18 protein-coding genes are annotated in these 20,096 nt (G+C 63.5%); 10 read left to right on the top strand and 8 right to left on the bottom strand.

Going from position 1 to position 20,096, the window contains the following annotated elements:
- Window positions 1–230: 230 nt before the first annotated feature.
- The 4 genes from CO669_RS23630 (at window position 231) to CO669_RS23610 (ending at window position 3,679) form a co-directional block, all read left to right on the top strand.
- Window positions 231–998 carry an AAA family ATPase gene (locus tag CO669_RS23630; protein ID WP_097662337.1) on the top strand — a complete coding sequence of 256 codons (768 nt, stop codon included), beginning with the start codon at window positions 231–233 and terminating at the stop codon, window positions 996–998.
- 84 nt (window positions 999–1,082) lie between these two features.
- Entirely contained in the window at window positions 1,083–1,370 is a 288-nt protein-coding gene (locus CO669_RS23625; protein ID WP_097662336.1) for a HigA family addiction module antitoxin, read from the top strand.
- Between the two features lie 771 nt (window positions 1,371–2,141).
- On the top strand, window positions 2,142–2,723 hold the full coding sequence (locus CO669_RS23615) for an SRPBCC family protein (protein ID WP_097662335.1): 582 nt from the start codon (window positions 2,142–2,144) through the stop codon (window positions 2,721–2,723).
- A gap of 2 nt (window positions 2,724–2,725) precedes the next feature.
- Window positions 2,726–3,679, top strand: coding sequence for a YVTN family beta-propeller repeat protein (locus CO669_RS23610; RefSeq protein ID WP_097662334.1), 954 nt, complete (start codon window positions 2,726–2,728; stop codon window positions 3,677–3,679).
- Window positions 3,680–3,728: 49 nt separating this feature from the next.
- Here the strand turns inward: CO669_RS23610 and CO669_RS23605 are convergent, their stop codons facing one another.
- The 6 genes from CO669_RS23605 to CO669_RS23580 all read right to left on the bottom strand — a co-directional run bounded on the left by CO669_RS23605 (window position 3,729) and on the right by CO669_RS23580 (window position 11,036).
- Window positions 3,729–4,511: a hypothetical protein gene (locus tag CO669_RS23605; protein ID WP_143278713.1), complete on the bottom strand. Its 783-nt coding sequence runs from the start codon at window positions 4,509–4,511 to the stop codon at window positions 3,729–3,731.
- 162 nt (window positions 4,512–4,673) lie between these two features.
- Window positions 4,674–5,318: an HAD family hydrolase gene (locus CO669_RS23600; RefSeq protein ID WP_198964222.1), complete on the bottom strand. Its 645-nt coding sequence runs from the start codon at window positions 5,316–5,318 to the stop codon at window positions 4,674–4,676.
- 204 nt (window positions 5,319–5,522) lie between these two features.
- Window positions 5,523–6,554, bottom strand: a complete 1,032-nt coding sequence (locus CO669_RS23595; protein WP_097662331.1) for a hypothetical protein — start codon at window positions 6,552–6,554, stop codon at window positions 5,523–5,525.
- The gene (locus CO669_RS23590; protein WP_097662330.1) at window positions 6,554–6,898 is read right to left on the bottom strand and encodes a co-chaperone GroES; all 345 of its coding nucleotides are present in this window, start codon (window positions 6,896–6,898) and stop codon (window positions 6,554–6,556) included. The genes CO669_RS23595 and CO669_RS23590 overlap by 1 nt, the downstream gene beginning before the upstream one ends.
- Window positions 6,899–7,084: 186 nt before the next feature.
- Entirely contained in the window at window positions 7,085–10,063 is a 2,979-nt protein-coding gene (gene uvrA / locus CO669_RS23585; protein WP_097662329.1) for an excinuclease ABC subunit UvrA, read from the bottom strand.
- Between the two features lie 280 nt (window positions 10,064–10,343).
- The gene (locus tag CO669_RS23580) at window positions 10,344–11,036 is read right to left on the bottom strand and encodes an outer membrane protein (RefSeq protein WP_097662328.1); all 693 of its coding nucleotides are present in this window, start codon (window positions 11,034–11,036) and stop codon (window positions 10,344–10,346) included.
- Between the two features lie 644 nt (window positions 11,037–11,680).
- Here CO669_RS23580 and CO669_RS23575 point away from each other — a divergent pair.
- Both CO669_RS23575 and gyrA read left to right on the top strand, forming a co-directional pair.
- The gene (locus CO669_RS23575; protein ID WP_097662327.1) at window positions 11,681–12,172 is read left to right on the top strand and encodes a single-stranded DNA-binding protein; all 492 of its coding nucleotides are present in this window, start codon (window positions 11,681–11,683) and stop codon (window positions 12,170–12,172) included.
- A 356-nt stretch (window positions 12,173–12,528) separates the two neighbouring features.
- Window positions 12,529–15,273 carry a DNA gyrase subunit A gene (gyrA, locus tag CO669_RS23570; protein WP_097662326.1) on the top strand — a complete coding sequence of 915 codons (2,745 nt, stop codon included), beginning with the start codon at window positions 12,529–12,531 and terminating at the stop codon, window positions 15,271–15,273.
- A gap of 207 nt (window positions 15,274–15,480) precedes the next feature.
- Here gyrA and CO669_RS23565 read toward each other — a convergent pair whose 3' ends face one another.
- Together CO669_RS23565 and CO669_RS23560 are read right to left on the bottom strand one after the other, a co-directional pair.
- On the bottom strand, window positions 15,481–17,334 hold the full coding sequence (locus tag CO669_RS23565; RefSeq protein ID WP_097662325.1) for a potassium transporter Kup: 1,854 nt from the start codon (window positions 17,332–17,334) through the stop codon (window positions 15,481–15,483).
- Between the two features lie 200 nt (window positions 17,335–17,534).
- On the bottom strand, window positions 17,535–17,792 hold the full coding sequence (locus CO669_RS23560; protein WP_097662324.1) for a hypothetical protein: 258 nt from the start codon (window positions 17,790–17,792) through the stop codon (window positions 17,535–17,537).
- Window positions 17,793–18,051: 259 nt separating this feature from the next.
- On the opposite strand from CO669_RS23560, the gene coaD reads away from it, so the two are divergent.
- From coaD to CO669_RS23540, 4 genes are read left to right on the top strand one after another with little or no spacing between them, the layout of a single operon-like run.
- Window positions 18,052–18,549 carry a pantetheine-phosphate adenylyltransferase gene (gene coaD / locus CO669_RS23555; protein ID WP_097662323.1) on the top strand — a complete coding sequence of 166 codons (498 nt, stop codon included), beginning with the start codon at window positions 18,052–18,054 and terminating at the stop codon, window positions 18,547–18,549.
- Window positions 18,550–18,585: 36 nt separating this feature from the next.
- Window positions 18,586–19,149, top strand: a complete 564-nt coding sequence (locus CO669_RS23550) for a peptidylprolyl isomerase (protein WP_097662322.1) — start codon at window positions 18,586–18,588, stop codon at window positions 19,147–19,149.
- Between the two features lie 8 nt (window positions 19,150–19,157).
- Window positions 19,158–19,583, top strand: coding sequence for a UCP034077 family protein (locus tag CO669_RS23545; RefSeq protein ID WP_097662321.1), 426 nt, complete (start codon window positions 19,158–19,160; stop codon window positions 19,581–19,583).
- Complete coding sequence (locus CO669_RS23540; protein ID WP_097662320.1) at window positions 19,580–20,044, top strand: peptidylprolyl isomerase; 465 nt, start codon at window positions 19,580–19,582, stop codon at window positions 20,042–20,044. Before CO669_RS23545 ends, CO669_RS23540 begins: the two co-directional genes overlap by 4 nt.
- The last annotated feature ends 52 nt before the right edge of the window (window positions 20,045–20,096 follow it).

The following is a 20,096-nucleotide window of genomic DNA, read 5'->3' as shown; positions in this document are numbered from 1 at the left end:
GTCGCGGGCAGGGGAGCCGGCCTCATGCCAGCAGGCAGTCTCTCAGTTGCGTTTCCTTCGGGCCGTGTCGGCTTACAATCTGACGTTTCAACGGGCCTGCGGGTAACGCAGGCCGCGTTTGTTTCGAGTTGTTTCCGTATGTTTCCAAGATGCAGCTTACGCGGAGGTTGTGTTCCCTGTATGTTCATGTTCAGATCGAAGGATCGGTCAGAATGGACTCGAGGCGGGGTATGAGCCGAAGAAGCGGTCGAACGATCAATTTGCCGGCGCCTTACCTGAAACGGGTCTGGCTCGACCCGTCGCGCGTCCACGATCGCGAGGTCTATCCGTTCTGCCTGCCCATCTTCCCGGATGAGTTCGAGCTCAACTTCGACGCCGCCATCACCATCATCGTCGGTGAGAACGGCACCGGAAAATCGACGATCCTCGAAGGGATCGCAGCGCTCGCCGGCTACGACGATGCCGGCGGCGGCAAGGGTTACATGCCGGTCGATCATTCCGAGGCGCGCGAGAAGATGGGCGGCCAGCTCGGAAAGGCCCTGCGCGCAAGCTGGCTGCCGAAGATCACCAATGGCTGGTTCTTTCGCGCCGAGAGTTTCTTCTCGGTCGCGCGGTATCTGGACAAGGCCGCGCGCGATGCCAGCCAGGCTGGTCCCGATTTCCTGTCGCACTCCCACGGCGAAGGCTTCCTGCGCTTCTTCGAGGAACGCTGCCAGCGCCAGGGCATCTTCATCTTCGACGAGCCGGAATCGGCGCTGTCGCCGGCGCGGCAGATCGAGTTCCTGAAGCTGCTGCGGCGCATGGAAGCGTCCCGGATCTGCCAGGTGATCATGGCGACGCATTCGCCGATGCTGATGGCTTATCCGAACGCGCGGCTGCTGCGGCTGGCGAAATATGGGCTGGAGCCGGTGACGGTGGAGGAGACGGATCATTATCGGTTGATGCGCGAGTTTTGTGCCGATCCGCGCGGGTTCGTCGAGGCGACGCTGGGGGAGTGAGTGCCGTATTCATTTCTGCTTCGAGTTCACCAAGGGCGACGCCCACGAGGTTGAAATCGTCGACTATCATAAGGGCTGACATCCATGCCTCCTCTCGTGCACCCCGGTCGTTTGCTCAAGCGCGAAATCACGGCGCGTGGGCTTAGCGCCAACAAGCTTTCCATCGACATCGGCGTCCCCTCGGGCCGGATCACTGATATCTTGAACGGGCGTCGCGGTATCTCTGCGGACACGGCGGTGCGTCTCGGACGCTATTTCGGCAACAGTCCCCAGTTTTGGCTGGACTTGCAGGGACAGTACGACATCGGCGTCGTCGAGCGCGAGAAGGGGGCGGAGATCGCGCGTCGGGTGAGGCCGGCCGACGCTGCGTGACGGAGTTTTGGTCCAGGCTTAATCGGAGCAACTTGCGAACGATGTGGACACGGCCTGACCTCCTCGCGGCATGAACTGCCCGAGCTTTGCGGCATTCTCCGCCCTCTGAAGTGCCGAGGGCGCAGGGAAGGCCGGGTGCCGGCTGGCACCCGCGGTCCACTGTGCGAAACCTGCGTGACGAGAAGCTGCACAGCGGCATACAGGTGTAGCCAAACATCCGGCCTTCCCTGCGCAGTGGGTTTACGGCTTATGTCGCGCTCTCCTCGGGGAGCGATGCGCTATTGCCCCCGTCGCCTTCTCGGATAGCTGATGCGCGCGGCCCGGTTGGGCCGCGACATCACCGCAAGGCTTGGCGCACAGACTGCGGGCGCCGGGACCACACGATTTTGCCGTACGGAGGCTGCGCCGGTCGTATGCGCGACACCCTCGCTCACGGTTGCCCGCCCTGCGAAGCCCTTCGCGCCGACGCCGCCTACGTCCACCACGTCCCACCCCGCGTGTCGTGACGATCGCGATGCGCCCCTCGGCCGGGGTGGGATGGCTCTATATACGATAATCCGAAGTTCTGATAAAGAGAAATATTTCGGTTCGGTGGCGTTGACCCGCCCGTGGGTGTTTTGCCTCTCGGGCGGCGCAACAGCTTGTGGGTTGCGCTCAGCTCCGCCGCAACGGCGCCACGAACCGGTCTCCCCTCGGCCCCAAAATGCGCTAGGATGGCCGCAGCGCGCACTCCAAGTCGCGCACGATCAACTGGACGTAAGAGGAAACGAGATGAGGGTGACGATTGGACGGCGCACGGCCGTGGCCGGCGCGCTGGCTGTGTGTGGGGCGGCAGGCTTGACGGCGGCCTTTGGGCCGGTTTTTTCACCGGCCGCCTGGGCGCATGGGCCGACCCGGCAGAAGGTGCGTGAATCCATCGAGATCAACGCGCCGCAGGACAAGGTCTGGGCCGCGATCCGCAACTTTCAGGACATGAGCTGGCTTCCGCCCGTCACCAAGACCACGGGCGAGAAGGGCAACGAGGTCGGCGCGACGCGGACGCTGACCCTGCAGGGCGGCGCCACGGTCGAGGAGGAGCTCTACAAATACGAGCCCGACATGATGAGCTATTCGTACCGGATCACCAAGGTCGACGTGAAGGTGCTGCCGGTCACCAATTATTCCTCGACGCTGACGGTATCGCCGGCTTCGGACGGCAAGGCGAAGCTGGAATGGGCCGGCGCGTTCTACCGCGGCTTTCCCAACAACGATCCGCCGCCGGAGCTGAGTGACGAGGCCGCCAGGACCGCGGTGAGCGGGCTCTACAAGACCGGGCTCGAAGCGCTGAAGAAGAAGATCGAGAGCGGCAGCTGACCGTGCGGGTGCTGGCTCTGGCGGCGCTCGCCGCCAGCCTTTGCCATGCCGGCCTCGGCAGCGCGGCTGCCGAGGAGGCGTTCGTCACTAACCAGCTCAGTGACGATCTGATGGTGGTGGACCTCGCAACCTCGCGCAGCGTCGCGACCATTCCCATCGGCGGCAAGCCGGCGGGGGTGGCCGTCAGCGCGGACGGGCGCTTTGCCTATGTCACGAGCCCCGACGCCAAGGCGGTGACGATCGTCGACGCCGCAACCCGGCAGGTGGCCGGCCGCATCGAGGTCGGCGGCGGCCCGCTCGGCATTGCCGCCGCGCCTGATGGCAAGACGGTCTATGTCGCGGACTGGTATGCGGCGGCGGTGCGGGTGATCGACACCGCCGCGCGCAGCGTCACGGCCAGCATCGCGGTCGGTGCCTCGCCGTCGGGCCTGGCGGTGACGCCTGACGGCAAGCTGCTGCTCTCGGCCGACCGCGACGACGACAGCGTCTCGGTCGTGGACACGACGACGCGTCAGCGCAAGGCGACCATCAAGGTCGGCACCCGTCCGTTCGGCGTCACCATCGATGCCGAGGGCAGGCGCGCCTACACCGCCAATGTCGGCTCCGACGACGTCTCCGTGATCGATCTTGCTGAAGGCAAGGAGGTCGGCCGCGTGAAGGTCGGCATGCGGCCCTATGCAGTGGCGCTGACGCAGGGGCGCGGCTTCGTCACCGACCAATATGGCGGCACGGTCAGCGTGTTCGATCTGGCGAGCCTGACGCCGCTCAAGCGCATCAATGTCGGCGACTATCCGGAAGGCATCGCGGCGACCGCCGACGGCAAGCGCGTCATCGTCGCCTGCTGGGAGAGCAACACGCTTGTCATCATCGATGCGGCCGAGCTGAAGGTGATCGGCGAGGTCAAGACCGGGGACGGCCCAAGGGCATTCGGAGCGTTTCTGCGCAGGACGGAGTAGGGGCGCGGGAACGCCCCCGGATTTCGCTCACGTCATCCGAGCTATGGCGCTAGGCCGGCGTGGTGTTCAGAACCTCCCACAAGGCCATCGGCGCACCAGCCCAATGCCAGAACGAATAGCTCTGATAATCCCGGTCCTTGCAGAGCTGGATGAAGATGGTCGCGCGTTCCGCGCAGGCCTGGGCCGACGCACAGCCGCCGCCATCCCCGACATAACCGGCGCCAACGGGAGCGAAGGGGATCGTGAGATGTGCATTGCCGGTGACCGCGCGATCGATGCGCGACGCGACGCTCGGACTGGAGCCGTAGTAGGTTTGAGGAAAGTTGAAATCGGCGTGCTGAGCGATCTCGGTGAATCGCGGAAGCCAGCCAGTGATGTTCTGCGGGATGTCGTTGCTCGACATTCCCAGGGGTTTGCTCAGCGCGTTCGCCGCCTGCCGCATCGCAGTGCCATAGGCTCTCGCCTCATTGAGGCCGCCGTGAAAGAATTCCGCGCCGCCTTCGGCATCCATGATCATGCCGTCCAGATCGAATTGCTGCGCCAGATTCCTGAACGCCGTCGCTTCGGCCTGAGCAGCCTGCGTCGTCGGGCAATGCGGGACCTGCCAACCCCAGACCTGCAAATTGCTGTCATGGGCCTTGTTGACGAGATTGGTCATCGTGGCGGCCATCGCCCCGGTCACATTGCGGTACGGCGAGGCCCCATCCGCGACCTTGACCCAGATGGCCGAGAGCTTGGCACGGCGCGCCTTCTCGACGAGCTTGTTGACGCCACCTTCAGCTGCGAGAACCGGTTCGAGCTTCCAAATATACATGCTTCGGCTTCGGGACATGCCAAGGCTCCTGAAAATGTTTGCCGGATAATGATTGCGAGATGTAAAGACGCAATCTGAGCATGTGTCCGAGGAAAATCAATCTGTAATTTTTGTCAGTGATCGGCATCCGCACAGATTGCGCGTTCCGCTAGCCCACTGCGTCGAACCGAAACCGGCGTCCTATCGACTAATACTGTCCGTAATTTCATCCATCCGCTCGAACACATGGTCCGGCCCCAGCGCCCGCAGCGCTGCCGGCGCCGCATAACCCCAGCACACCGCGCCGCAGGCGATGCCGACGGCGCGTGCGGCTTCGATGTCGCGCACCTCGTCGCCGATCGCGATGACCTGGCTCGGCGGGACACCGGCGCGGCGGATGACGCGGCGGAATTTCGCGGGCTTGCCGAAGATCGATGCCGCGCAATCGAAATGCGAAAACAGCGCCGCGGCATCCCCGAGCTTCTCGCGCGCATTGGCTTCGCTGTCGGACGTCACCAGCGCGAGCTGCACGTCGTTCTCGGCGAGCGTCCGCAGCATCGCCTCGACGCCCGCGAACAGTGCAATCTCCGCCGCCGCTTCGCCCTTCAACCGCCGCGCATGCCGCGCAATCGCCGGCAGCTTCCACAAGGGTACTTCGAGCCGGGCGAGGATTTCGCGCGTCGATGCGTGCCGCAGGCTCTCGATGTCCTCATCGGCGACCCGGCGAAAGCCGAAGCGGTCGGCGATGTCGTTGATGGTGCGCAGGAACCAGGGGAAGCTGTCGGCGAGGGTCCCGTCGAGATCGAAGATGGCGAGGGTGTAGGGGCATTTGGCGCGAGCAAGCAAAGGTCGATGCCGGTAGTTTTCAAGAACCAAGGTGGGAAGCCCATAGCAGAAGAGTCCGAAGACTGTTGGAGTTGCCTCAAATTCTCCCCCGGTTCCGCTGGCTCTGATCAGAAAGATAAAGTGATGTTGGATTGAGGGTTGCTGGCTTCAGTTTGTTTTTCCGCTTTCAGTAGCTTTCAACGGCTAACAACAATACGGGACTAGCTATCCGTTTTCCTTCTTGTCGTCTTCTACCGAGTCTTTGACGTCTTCCGAGTCTGATTCCGACCCGCCTCCCTCACCCTCGCTCGTCAACACCCGAGGGAAAGCTGAAGGATCCATTGGCTGCGAATAAAGCGCCATCAAACTAAAGGCGGTCCAAAATTCTCGCTGCCGATCGAGCGTATCCGGCAAGCAGTACCCGAGAGTGTTCGCGAGTTTGGGCAACACTAGATCAAAAGCACTTTTCACATGCTCGCCCCACGCTACCGCGCGAGCAATAGCCCCCTCATAGGACAGAAACGAGATGATCCCACATCCGCACGCGCAAACGAGTAGGGACCATTGCATTTCATTAAAGTGGCGATCTCCATAAATACTAAGAGCCAGACGCCCAAGAGCTGAAAACGCGAGGATGAAACTCAAGACAAAAGTGTTCAAAAAGAAGTCCACTTCCGCTCTAGCATCAGCGATCGCCGTAACTAACTGCTTCGGTGCAAGTGCAGCCAATCGTATCCAGGTCGGTATCGAATCCACTCCATATACTATGGGAGGATAGGACTCGAATGCACGAACGGCATTTCCGAAGCGAGTTGGCAGGACTGGGAAGTCTGCGTGCGGATAGTAGGAAGAAAGCGTCTGGTCGATTGAATCGATGCGCTTGCTTAGCAGCGTTCTTGCCTCCAAATCAGGTTCATCCGGCTCCTTTTTGACAAGCTCTTCTCGCTCGTCGATTAGCGCCTTTCGCCGTTGACTGAGTCTCTTGTTTCCAATCCACGCCATTGGACCAGCATAACCCTCGGCTACGCGATACAATTGATGATTTATAAGCATCAATAGCATTGCGAATACCCAGACGCTCAGGGCGAACACAGTGATTTCTTCCCATTTTTTCTCCTTCCATACGGCTTCATAAATCAGCCGAGGAGAATCGAGATCACGAAATATCCACAGTGCGATAAGCGCTGCCAAAAGCGTGGGTACAAAAAATCCGATGATGAAGTTGCGATCAGCGAGCTTAGGCAAACTCGAGAGCATTAGCGGGCTCTGCGCGGTTTCTTAATAAACGGGTCTCCGGGCAGAGCAGTTGCCGACACTCCTAGGACGCCGAGAATATCTGACTCCTTGAGGATGAGGAGCTCTTGTCCGTCGATGTTGATCTCGGTGCCTGACCACTTGCCAAATAGCACGGAGTCGCCAACTTTGAGATCGATTGGGAGGACCTTACCAACCTCATCCCTGCCACCGGGTCCTACGGCGACAACTTCTCCGTGCTGTGGTTTCTCCTTCGCCGTGTCGGGAATGATAATCCCTCCGGCGGTCGTCTCATCAGCCTTGAGTCTGCGGATCACCACGCGATCATGAAGAGGTCGAAATCTCATTCAAATACCCGCTTGGAATTACGACAGTGCAGTACGCCTAAGTTTTCAAAATGGCCGTCAAACTACTTGACGTCAACATCCACTCAACTTCTAGTATAGGGTCAAATCCGTCAATCCGGCAAGGTCAGCTTTGGCGCAAATAGGGGCTCACGTTAAGAGGTGAGTGCATTTTTCCCAAAGGGCCCATCACTCCGCCGCCTCGCTCGTGCTCCTTCGCTTCGGCTTTCCCGCCTTCTTCAGCACCGGCGCCAGGAACTTCCCCGTGTAGCTCCTTGGCGCCTTCGCAATATCCTCCGGCGGCCCCCACGCCACGATCTCGCCGCCGCCGTCGCCGCCTTCGGGGCCGAGGTCGATGACCCAGTCGGCGGTCTTGATGACTTCGAGATTGTGCTCGATGACGACGACCGTGTTGCCCTGCGCGACCAGCTCGTGCAGCACCTCCAAGAGCTTCTTGACGTCATGGAAGTGCAGGCCGGTGGTGGGCTCGTCCAGGATGTAGAGCGTGCGGCCGGTGGCGCGCTTTGACAATTCCTTGGCGAGCTTGACGCGCTGGGCTTCGCCGCCGGAGAGCGTCGTCGCCTGCTGGCCGACATGGATGTAGTCGAGGCCGACGCGGTGCAGGGTCTGGAAGGTTTCGCGCACGCGCGGCACCGCCTTGAAGAACTCGGCGGCTTCCTCGACGGTCATGTCGAGCACGTCGGCGATGCTCTTGCCCTTGAACAGGACTTCCAGCGTCTCGCGGTTGTAGCGCTTGCCCTTGCAGACGTCGCAAGTGACGTAGACGTCGGGCAGGAAGTGCATCTCGATCTTGATGACGCCGTCGCCCTGGCAGGCCTCGCAGCGGCCGCCCTTGACGTTGAAGGAGAAACGGCCGGGTTCGTAACCGCGCGCCTTGGACTCCGGCAAGCCGGCGAACCATTCGCGGATCGGCGTGAAGGCGCCGGTGTAGGTGGCGGGGTTCGAACGTGGCGTGCGGCCGATCGGCGACTGGTCGATGTCGATGATCTTGTCGATGTGCTCGAGGCCCTCGATGCGGTCGTGCGGGGCGGCGCCTTCGCTGGCATTGTTCAGCTTGCGGGCGATCGCCTTGTAGAGCGTGTCGATCAGCAATGTCGACTTGCCGCCGCCGGAGACGCCGGTGACGGCGGTGAACAGGCCGAGCGGAATCTCGGCAGTGACGTTCTTGAGATTGTTGCCGCGTGCGTTGACCACCTTGATGGTGCGGCGATGGTTCGGCGGGCGCCGCTCCGGCACCTCGACCTCGAGCTCGCCGGTCAGGTACTTGCCGGTGAGCGATTTCGGATTGCGCATGATCTCGGCGGGCGTGCCTTCGGCAATGATGTTGCCGCCGTGCATGCCGGCGCCGGGGCCGATGTCGAGCACGTGGTCGGCGAGCAGGATGGCGTCCTCGTCATGCTCGACCACGATCACGGTGTTGCCGAGGTCGCGAAGGCGCTTGAGGGTGTCGAGCAGGCGGGCGTTGTCGCGCTGGTGCAGGCCGATCGAGGGCTCGTCGAGCACGTAGAGCACGCCGGTCAGCCCCGAGCCGATCTGCGAGGCCAGGCGGATGCGTTGGCTCTCGCCGCCCGACAGCGTGCCGGAGGAGCGGGACAGCGTGAGATAGTTGAGGCCGACGTCGAGCAGGAAGGTGAGGCGCTCGCGGATTTCTTTCAGGATGCGGCCGGCGATCTCGTTCTGTTGCGTGTTCAGCGCCGCAGGCACGGTCTCGAACCATGCGCCGGCGCCCTTCACCGACATCTCCGAGATCTCGCCGATGTGCTTGCCGCCGATCTTGACGCAGAGCGCTTCGGGCTTGAGCCGGAAACCGTGGCACGCCTCGCAGGGGACGTCGTGGAAATACTTCGCCAGCTCCTCGCGCGCCCATTCGCTCTCGGTCTCGCGGTAGCGGCGGTTGATGTTGGTGATGACGCCTTCGAACGGCTTCTTGGTGTCGTAGGAGCGCACCCCGTCCTCGTAGGAGAACTTGATCTCGTCCTCGCCGGAGCCGTGCAGGATCGCGTTCTGCGTCTTCTTGGCCAGATCCTTCCACTTCGTGGTCAGCGTGAACTTGTAATGCTTGCCGAGCGCGGTCAGCGTCTGCACGTAATACGGCGACGACGACTTGGCCCAGGGCGCGATCGCGCCCTTGCCGATGGCGAGCTCTTTGTCGGGAATGACGAGGTCCTCGTCGACATGCTGCTCGACGCCGAGGCCGCCGCAGGCGGGGCAGGCGCCATAGGGATTATTGAACGAGAACAGCCTGGGCTCGACCTCGGGGATGGTGAAGCCGGAGACCGGACAGGCGAACTTCTCCGAGAACAGGATGCGCTCGGGGCCGCTCTTGTCGTGGATTTTTGCGGTCTTCTTCTTATCTTCGGCAGACGCCGCAGCAGCCGGCGCGTCGGCATACTCGATGACGGCAAGGCCCTCGGCGAGCTTCAGCGCGGTCTCGAAGCTCTCGGCGAGGCGCTGGCCGATGTCGGCGCGCACCACGATGCGGTCGACGACGACGTCGATGTCGTGCGGGAATTTCTTGTCGAGCGTCGGGGCTTCGGCGAGCTCGTGGAAGGTGCCGTCGACCTTGACGCGCTGAAAGCCCTTCTTGAGCCATTCGGCGAGCTCCTTGCGGTACTCGCCCTTGCGGCCGCGCACGACCGGCGCAAGCAGATAAAGGCGGGTGCCTTCCGGCAGCGCCAGCACGCGGTCGACCATCTGCGAGACGGTCTGGCTCTCGATCGGCAGGCCCGTGGCCGGCGAATAGGGCACGCCGACGCGCGCCCACAAGAGGCGCATGTAGTCGTAAATCTCGGTGACGGTGCCGACGGTGGAGCGCGGATTCTTCGAGGTGGTCTTCTGCTCGATCGAGATCGCCGGCGACAGGCCGTCGATCTGGTCGACGTCGGGCTTCTGCATCATCTCCAGGAACTGGCGCGCATAGGCCGACAGCGATTCGACGTAGCGGCGCTGGCCCTCCGCGTAGATGGTGTCGAAGGCGAGCGAGGATTTGCCGGAGCCGGAGAGGCCGGTGAACACCACGAGCTTGTCGCGGGGAATCTCGACGTCGATGTTCTTGAGGTTGTGCTCGCGCGCGCCACGGATCGTGATTGCGCGCAGGCTTGAGCCTGCGTTCTGTTGTTGGCGCTTCGCCTTGATCACTTCATCCATCCGAGTTGCCCTCAAGGAAGCCCATGGGTGCGCGACCGCGCCAGCAAGAGAGGCGCGCTTCGCCCGGAACCGGGATCGGCGCCGATGGGGTTGACAGCGAACGTAGGAAGAACGGGGGCGGATTTCCAGAGGGAGATGCGACTCGTCAACGGAATGTTGGCGCGCTGGCGGCATCTGGCAGCAGGAGGGTGAGGAACTGCGGAACGCGTACGGCCAGGGCCAAACAGAAAGGCCGGCGCGAGGCCGGCCTTTCGTAACGCTGATGCGTAGGAGCTAAAGCTCAGTACTTGGCGACGACGGGCGCGCCGAAGTGATAGTTCACGCCGACCTGCACGGTGTGGAAGTTGAGCGTGCCGGTGGGCACAGCGCCCGAGAAGTAGGTCTCGCCGCCGAGGCTGCGATAGAGGTACTCGCCCTTGACCGACCACTGCGGAGCGAAGAACGCCTCGACGCCAGCGCCGACGGTCCAGCCCGAGTGGAACTTGCTGTCGGAGGCCGAGAGGCCGCCGAGGGTGGCGGTGATCTTGTTGTCGATCCAGGCGTAACCACCGGTGCCGTAGAGCAGCACGTTGTTGACGGCCCAGCCGATGCGGCCGCGCACGGTGCCCATCGCATCGGTCTTGGAGCTCACCGAAGCCGGGATGCCACCGACGCCGGGGACGAAAACCACGCCAGCGGCCGAAGCGCTGACGTCAGCCCAGGCGCCATCCGCCTCGAGGCCGAACACGACGTTGCCGGTCTGCCAGTTGTAGCCGGCGGTGCCGCCGACGAAACCACCCTGCATCTTCGGATCACCCGACGAGGCTTCCCAGGCGCCGCCACCGACGATACCGAGATAGAAGCCGGTCCAGTTGTAGACCGAAGCCATCGGAGCGACGGGAGCCTTGGTGTAGGGGCGCGCTGCGAGGTCGGCCGCCGAGGCGGGCGCAGCGAGAGCGAACAAACAGGCCGAAGCCAACAAAACCTTTTTCATCTTACTTAATCCCAGTCCCAGTTTCTGTTGTTGCCTTCCGTGACCGGAAGGGCAGCGGACTCAACGGCCCAACTAATGCCGTGCTTACACCACTGAAGCCGCAAGTTGTGTCTCCGAGAAGCCACAGTGGCCGAAAAGGTGATGGTTGCTGACTTGTTAATCGCGTCAACATGGCGCCAAAAGCGAAAGGCCGGCACACCGCCAGTAAGTTTAAATAGTACAATGATATCAAATAGATATCAGTATTTTTCACCAATCAGCCGCCAAGGCGGCCGTTCACGCGGATCACCCCGATATCGACGCCCCCCGCTGATGCGCTCGGAGCGTGTGACTGCGCCCAGCGCGGCCGCCGCAAGGTTCCCCGAACAGATGAAGGGCATGGTGCGGTTGGAGGAAGAAGTGGCCGTACGCGAAGCCTACGGTCCGGTTCGGCGCCAGCCCGAAACGGACGCCGGCGCCTATGGTCGCGCAAGAACAAATCTGGAACGAAGCGGACGTCGATGCTATATATGTTGATAACCTTGAGGGTGACGGGCTGAGCAGTGCCTGCAAGCGTATAGGGTCGCCTCGACAGGGCACCGAGGAACGCGGGCAGCGCGCTCGGCCTTTTTGAAATTCAGTGGCATTCGGAGTGGAGAGCGGCGATGGCGGGAAGCGTCAACAAGGTCATTCTGGTTGGAAATCTCGGCAAGGACCCTGAAATCCGCCGCACCCAGGACGGGCGGCCGATCGCGAATTTGAGCATCGCCACCTCGGAGACCTGGCGCGACAAGAACAGCGGCGAGCGCAAGGAGAAGACCGAGTGGCATCGCGTCGTGATCTTCAATGAGGGCCTCTGCAAGGTCGCCGAGCAGTACCTGAAGAAGGGCGCCAAGGTTTATATCGAGGGCGCGCTCCAGACCCGCAAATGGACCGACCAGAGCGGCGTCGAGAAGTACTCGACCGAGGTCGTGCTCCAGGGCTTCAATTCGACGTTGACGATGCTCGATGGCCGTGGCGGAGGCGGCAGCTTCGGCGACGAGCCCGGCGGCGATTTCGGCTCCTCAGGTCCGGTCAGCAGCGCACCGCGCCGTCCCGTTGCCGCTGGCGGCGGTGGTGGCCGCAACAACGACATGGACGACGATATCCCGTTCTGAGGACGGACGGGACGATAAGCAGGGCGCTGCCGTGTTGAGCAGCGCCTTCCATGTCGTGTCAGCAAACTTTACTAATCGACGGGAAGCGCTCGGGATTCCGGGCCCTCTTCATGTTCGGGGTGAACTCGGATTGCGCCTTGCGAGGTGGCCGATTGGGCGCCTGCGCGGGTGATTTAACGGGAGCCGCTGAGGCGGTTTCGCAGGGCCGGTTCCAGGCTCATCCAGGATGCTCGCTGCAGGGCCTTAAGTTATTGGAAAAATAGACGGAAAAAGCGCTTCCCAGCTTCCGCCAAGGGTGGTTATCAGGGGCACGATGCGCTATATGATTCCCAGACAAGAACTCACCGGATTCCCCCTTGGCTGACGACGACAACAAGCCCGGCGACCAGCCGGCGCAACCCTCGGACATTCGCCCCGTCTCCATCTTCGAGGAGATGAAGAAGTCGTACCTCGACTACGCCATGAGCGTGATCGTGGCGCGCGCGCTGCCCGATGCCCGGGACGGCCTGAAGCCGGTGCATCGCCGCATCCTGTACTCGATGAACGAGCAGGGGCACACGCCCGACAAGAAGTACGTCAAGTCCGCCCGCGTGGTCGGTGACGTCATCGGTAAGTATCACCCGCACGGCGACCAGTCGATCTACGACGCCATGGTCCGCATGGCGCAGGACTTCTCGATGCGGGTGCCGCTGATCGACGGCCAGGGCAATTTCGGCTCGGTCGACGGCGATCCCGCGGCTGCCTATCGTTACACCGAAGCGCGGCTGACGAAGGCGGCGCTGGCTCTGCTGGCCGACATCGACAAGGACACCGTCGACTTCCAGCCGAACTACGACAACAACGAGACCGAGCCGTCGGTCCTGCCGGCCAAGTTCCCGAACCTGCTCGTCAACGGCGCCGGCGGCATCGCGGTCGGCATGGCGACCAACATCCCGCCGCACAATCTCGGCGAGGTCATCGACGCCTGCGTCGCGCTGATCGACAACCCCGCGCTCACCATCGACGAGCTGATCAACATCGTCCCGGGACCGGATTTCCCCACCGGCGGCGTCATTCTCGGACGCGCGGGCATCCGCGCCGCCTACCACCTCGGCCGCGGCTCGGTCGTCATGCGCGGCAAGGTCGCGATCGAGACCATCCGCAAGGAGCGCGAGGCGATCATCGTCACCGAGATTCCCTACCAGGTGAACAAGGCGACGATGGTCGAGCGTATCGCCGAGCTGGTGAAGGAGAAGAAGATCGAGGGCATCGGCGACCTGCGCGATGAATCCGATCGCGAAGGCTACCGCGTCGTCATCGAGCTGAAGCGCGATGCCGTGCCGGATGTGGTGCTGAACCAGCTCTACAGGTTCACGCCGCTGCAGACGAGCTTTGGCGTCAACATGGTGGCGCTCGACAGCGGCCGTCCGCGGATCATGCATCTGAAGGACCTGCTGGCGATCTTCGTCGACTTCCGTGAGCGGGTCGTCACGCGCCGCACCAAGTACCTGCTCGCCAAGGCGCGCGATCGCGCCCATATCCTGGTCGGTCTCGCAATCGCGGTCGCCAATATCGACGAGATGATCCGCGTTATCAGGACTTCGCCGGATCCGACCACCGCCCGCGACACCCTGATGTCGCGCGACTGGCCGGCCCGGGACGTCCAGGACATGCTGACGCTGATCGACGATCCGCGCCACCGCATCAGCCCTGACGGCACGATCCGGCTGTCGATGGAGCAGGCGAGGGCCATTCTCGACCTGCGGCTTCAGCGCCTCACCGCACTCGGTCGTGACGAAATCCGCGACGAGCTCGACAAGCTCGCCGGCGAGATTGCCGATTATCTCGACATCCTGCGCTCGCGCGAGCGCGTGCTCGGTATCATCAAGTCCGAGCTTGCCGAGGTGAAGGCCGAGTTCGCCACGCCGCGCCGCACCGTCATCATCGAGCAGGAAGGCGAGGTCGAGGACGAGGACCTGATCCAGCGCGAGGACATGGTCGTCACCGTCTCCCACGCCGGCTATGTCAAGCGCGTGCCGCTGTCGGCCTATCGCGCCCAGCGCCGCGGCGGCAAGGGCCGCGCCGGCATGCAGACCCGCGACGAGGATTTCGTCTCGCGCTTGTTCGTGGCCTCCACCCACACGCCGGTGCTGTTCTTCTCCTCGCGCGGCCAGGTCTACAAGGAAAAGGTCTGGCGTCTGCCGATGGCAGCTCCCAACGCGCGCGGCAAGGCGCTGATCAACATCCTGCCGCTGGAGCAGGGCGAGCGCATCACCACCATCATGCCGCTGCCCGAGGACGAATCGACCTGGGGCGAGCTCGACGTGATGTTCGCGACGACCGGCGGCAACGTCCGGCGCAACAAGCTGTCCGACTTCGTCGACGTTCGCCGCTCCGGCATCATCGCGATGAAGCTCGACGACGGCGAAGCGATCGTCGACGTGCAGATCTGCACCGAGCGTGACGACGTGCTGCTGACCGCCTCCGGCGGCCAGTGTATCCGCTTCCCGGTCACCGACGTGCGCGTGTTCACCGGGCGCACCTCGATGGGCGTGCGCGGCATCGCGCTCGGCGACGGCGACAAGGTGATTTCGCTCGCGATCCTGCGTCACGTCGAGACCACCTCGGACGAGCGCTCGGCTTACTTGAAGATGCGCCGGGCCGTGGCCGGCGAAGCCGCGGCTGAAGAGGCGCCGGCGGATGCCGAGGCCGAGGAGACGTCAGGCAGCTTCCAGCTCCCGCCGGAGCGTTATGTCGAGATGTCGGCGGCCGAGCAGGTCGTGCTGACCGTCTCCGTCAACGGCTACGGCAAGCGGACCTCGTCCTACGAGTACCGCACCACCGGCCGCGGCGGCAAAGGCATCGTCGCCATGAGCGTCAACAACCGCAACGGCAATCTGGTGGCGTCCTTCCCCGTGGAGGATGCCGATCAGATCATGCTGGTGACCGACAAGGGCCAATTGATCCGCTGCCCGGTCGAAGGCATCCGCATCGCCGGCCGCTCGACCCAAGGCGTCATCGTATTCGACACCGCCGAGGACGAGCACGTGGTGTCGGTCGAGCACATCACGGAAGAAGCGGAGAGCGGCAACGGGACGAATGGCGAAGCGAACGGGGAGTGACCGCTACCCCCGTAGCCCGGATGGAGCGCAAGCGAAATCCGGGACCTCTGTACGCCCGGCAAGAATCCCGGATTACGCTTCGCTCGATCCGGGCTACGAACGCGGCTAGAGCCTTTTCCGTTGCGATGGAATCGGAACGGGGCTCTAGACTCTAGTTGTGACGCGTTTTCTTGACGCGAACCGGTCCCCATTTCGCTCGAAAACGCTCTAAATCTCCAGCTCCGTGCCGAACTCCACGACCTGCTTGGTCGGCACGCCGAAGAACGCGGCGGAGCGTTCGGCGTTGCGCTGCAGGAAGGCGAACACGCCTTCGCGCCAGACCCACATGCCCGGAACGTCCTCGCGCGGGATGATGGTCTCGCGGCCGACGTAATAGGTGATGTCGGAGAGGTCGATGCCGGGCAGCTTGCTTTGGCGGCAGACGAGGTTCAGTCCGTCATAGATCGTCGGGTTCTGCATGAAGCCGTAATGCAGGATCACGCGGGTGATGCCCGGGATGATCTCGATCACCTCGGCGCGGTCCTCGTCGGCGATGTGGGGAAGCTCCTCGATCAGCACGGTGACCAGCAGCACGCGTTCGTGCAGCACGCGGTTGTGCTTGACGAACTGGGTCAGCGCGAGCGGCACGCCGCGCGGTGCGGACGCCAGGAAGACGGCGGTCCCGGGCAGCCTTGCGCTGCATTTGTTGACCGCGGTCTCGATCAGATCTTCCTCCGGCTGGCGCAGCCGCGCGCGCGCCGCCTCGACCAGCTTCACGCCGGCGCGCCAGGTCAGCATCAGGAAGGCGACGAGGCCAGCGAGCAGCAGCGGAAACCAGCCGCCCTCGAACAGCTTGACCGAATTGGCCGAGAAGAAGATCAGATCGATCACGAAGAAGAAGCCGTTCACGGCAACGACAAGCCAGGGCGAAAAGCCCCACTGAATCGCGACCAGCGCGGCCAGCAGCGTCGTGATCGCCATCAGCAGCGAGACCGCGATGCCATAGGCGCCGGCAAGGGCGTCCGAGGAGCCGAAGCTCACGACGGCGCCGAGCGTGGCCGCCGCAAGCAGCCAGTTGACCAGCGGCACGTAGATCTGGCCGATCGCATCGCTGGTGGTGTGGCGGATCTGCATGCGCGGCAGGAAGCCGAGCTGGATCGACTGCTGGGTCAGCGAGAACACGCCGGAGATGATCGCCTGCGAGGCGATCACGGTCGCCACGGCCGAGAAGGCCACCAGCGGGTAGTGCAGGGCGTCAGGGCAGAGCTGGAAGAACGGGTTCTCGATCATCGTGGGATCGGTGATCAAGAGCGCGGCCTGGCCGAAATAGTTCAGCACTAGCGCGGGCAGGCAGATGGCGAACCAGGCAAGGCGGATCGGCAGGCGGCCGAAATGGCCCATGTCGGCATACATGGCCTCGCCGCCGGTCACCGCGAGGAAGGCCGCGCCGAGAATTCCGAAGGAGACGTGGAAATCCTGATGGATCAGGAAATTGAACGCATAAAACGGGCTGAGCGCCGCCAGCACCGCCGGCGCCTTGACGATGCCGTGGATGCCGAGCGCGGCGAGCACGACGAACCAGGCCAGCATCACCGGTCCGAAGATGCGACCGATGAAGCCGGTACCCTGCTTCTGCATCATGAACAGGCCGATCAGGATGGCGACGGTCAGGGGCACGACCACGGGGGCGAGCGATGGGGCGTCGACCTTGAGTCCCTCGATGGCTGAGAGCACCGAGATGGCCGGCGTGATCGCGCCGTCGCCATAGAGCAGGGCGGCACCAATGAGGCCGACCACCAGGAGATGGGCGCGCCAGGTGCCGGGCTGGGCATGGCGGGCATGGAGCAGGGCGAGCAACGCCACGATGCCGCCTTCGCCGCGGTTGTCGGCCCGCAGGATCAACAGGGCATATTTCAGCGAGATGATCAGCAGCAGCGCCCAGAGGATCAGCGAGGCGACCCCGAGGACCGCGTCATGATGAAGCGTGCCGCCATGGGCAGCCGCCTTGGCGGCTTCCTTGAGGGCATAGAGCGGGCTGGTGCCGATATCGCCATAGACGACCCCGAGGGCGCCCATGGTCATGGTCAGCGGGAGTGGATCGGGATGGTGGCCGGAAGCGGCTGCTTGTGTGCTGGACAACGGCACCCCCAATGGGATCGCGCCCGACGGGCCATTCCGACGGGCGCGACCAACACTCAGTCTGCGACGGGACGTCGCAAATTTCCATGGGATTCCGATCCGGAGTCCGCTTGGGGAAGCTGACGCGGACCTGACAGGCCCGACTACGGGGTGCGGTTCGCAGTGACGAGGCGTGCCTCGCGGACATCCGCCTTGGTGCCGGCCTTGCGCAGGCAGGAGGCCTCGAAATTCGGCCAGGCCTGATGCGAGCAGTCCTTGCCGATGGCACGGATATCGAGCCGGTCGCTCTTGGCCAGCGGCTGCGGCACGCTGGCCTCGACGCTCGGGGCAAAGCCGGGCAGCAGGGTGAGGGCGGCGGCGACACACGCAGACAGAGCGATCGCTGAAAGAGCCTTGATCATTTGACAGTCCCCTGTGATGCGGCCGCCTACGCCCAGTGTGCGGCCCGTCATTCGTTGGCTGGATTAGTAACCATGGCCAGTTTCCGGACGTCTTCGCCGGCACGGGAAATGGTTTCGTGTCCGCGCCCATGTGTTTCATCGGCTCCCGAGGGACGAAACAAACCGGCCATCGCCGACCGGCCGACGGGGCATTTTGCCGGAAATTGCCGGGGAACCCGTCCGGCTTGCCGGGCTGCGCCGGGCGCGGTAGGAGGGGGCCATGCCGCGCATCGCCTTTTACCCCGGTTCCTTCGACCCCATCACCAACGGCCATCTGGACGTGGTCCGGCACAGCGTTTCGCTGTGCGACCGGCTCGTGGTCGCCATCGGGGTCCACCCCGGCAAAAAGCCGCTGTTCTCGACGGAGGAGCGGCTCAAGATGCTTCATGACGTCTGCGGCCCGATCGCGGCGCAGGCCGGCTGCGTTCTGGAAGCGGTGACCTTCGACGATCTGGCCGTCACCGCGGCGCGCAAGCACGGCTCCACCATCATGATTCGAGGCCTGCGTGACGGCACCGACCTCGACTACGAGATGCAGCTCGCGGGCATGAACGGCACCATGGCACCCGAGGTGCACACCGTCTTCCTGCCGGCCTCTCCCATGGTTCGCCCGATCACCGCCACTTTGGTGCGCCAGATCGCCGGCATGGGCGGGGACGTCTCGGCCTTCGTCCCGCCGCAGGTTGCGGCACAGCTCAAGGCAAAATTCGCCGGATAACGGCGCACGCTTTCTCTCATCTGATCCGGAGTTGTCATGATCCGAATTCTCGCAGTTCTTGCCGCGCTCGTGTTCGCGGTGCCGGCGGTGGCGCAGCAATTGCCGGCCAATCTCGACAAGGCCAACGCCATCGTCATCGACAGCACCAAGGGCCGCATCGTCATCAAGCTGCGCACCGACATCGCGCCCCAGCATGCCGAGCGCATCAAGCAGCTCGCGCGCGAGGGCTACTACAACAACGTGCCGTTCCATCGCGTCATGGACGGCTTCATGGCTCAGACCGGTGACGGCCAGAATTTCAACGGCACCGGCGGATCGAAATATCCGAACCTGAAGCAGGAATTCTCCAAGGTGCATTTTGCCCGCGGGATCGTCGGCATGGCCCGGCGCGGCGACAGCGTCGACAGCGCCAACTCCCAGTTCTTCATCATGTTCGCCGACGGCGGCAGCCTCGACGGCCAGTACACCGTGGTCGGCGAGGTCGTGCAGGGCATGGACGTCGTCGACAAGCTCAAGAAGGCACCCCCTGGCTCCGCCGGCGGCGCCGTGACCGATCCCGACAAGATGGTGAAGGTGCAGGTCGCCTCCGACATCAAATAGGAGCCGCGATGGCGCGCTGTGGCGACAAGCTCCTGCTGGTTGCCGCACTGCTGCTGCTCGGTACCTCGGGCGCGGCCGCCGAGGACGGGCCGGTCAACACCATCCAGGACGTGTTCCGGCACCTGCGCACCTGCTGGAGACCGCCGCCGCCTTCCAAGGCACGCCCACTCGACATCACCGTCGTCGTGAGCTTTAACCGCTCCGGCGACATTCTGGGCCATCCGAGGATCTCCTATGAGTCTCAGGAGGCCTCCGACAATGACCGGCTGCAATACCGGATCGCGGTGATGGAGGCGTTGCAACGCTGCACGCCGATGCCATTTACCGATGCAATGGCGGGCGCTGCCGCGGGACGTCCATTCGCGATCCAGTTCCGCAACCGCAAAACGTCACCCGACAAGACTTCACCTCCAACGCAAGAGAGACGAGCATGAGCGTCACCGAAAACACCCTGATCCTCGAGACCACGCAAGGCCCCGTCACCATCGAGATGCGTCCTGACCTCGCGCCCGGCCACGTCGCGCGCATCAAGGAACTGGTCCGTGAGGGCTTCTACGACGGCATCGTGTTCCACCGTGTGATCGAGGGCTTCATGGCGCAGACCGGCTGCCCGCAGGGCACCGGCACCGGCGGCTCGGGCAAGAAGCTGAAGGCCGAGTTCAACAAGGAGCCGCATGTGCGCGGCACCACCTCGATGGCGCGCGCGGCCAGCCCCGATTCCGGCGACAGCCAGTTCTTCATCTGCTTCGACGACGCGCGCTTCCTCGACAACCAGTACACGGTGTGGGGCAAGGTCACCGACGGCATGGAGAACGTCGACAAGATCAAGCGCGGCGAGCCGGTGCAGAACCCCGACAAGATCGTCAAGGCGCGGATGGCGGCTGACAAGGAATAGGGACACAACCCTCATCCTGAGGAGCGCGGAACGCGCGTCTCGAAGGATGAAG

Origin of the sequence: Bradyrhizobium sp. Y36 (genome assembly GCF_002531575.1) — a bacterium.
In the GTDB taxonomy this organism is placed as follows: Bacteria; Pseudomonadota; Alphaproteobacteria; order Rhizobiales; family Xanthobacteraceae; genus Bradyrhizobium.
This window is presented reverse-complemented; position numbering and strand designations above follow the sequence as displayed.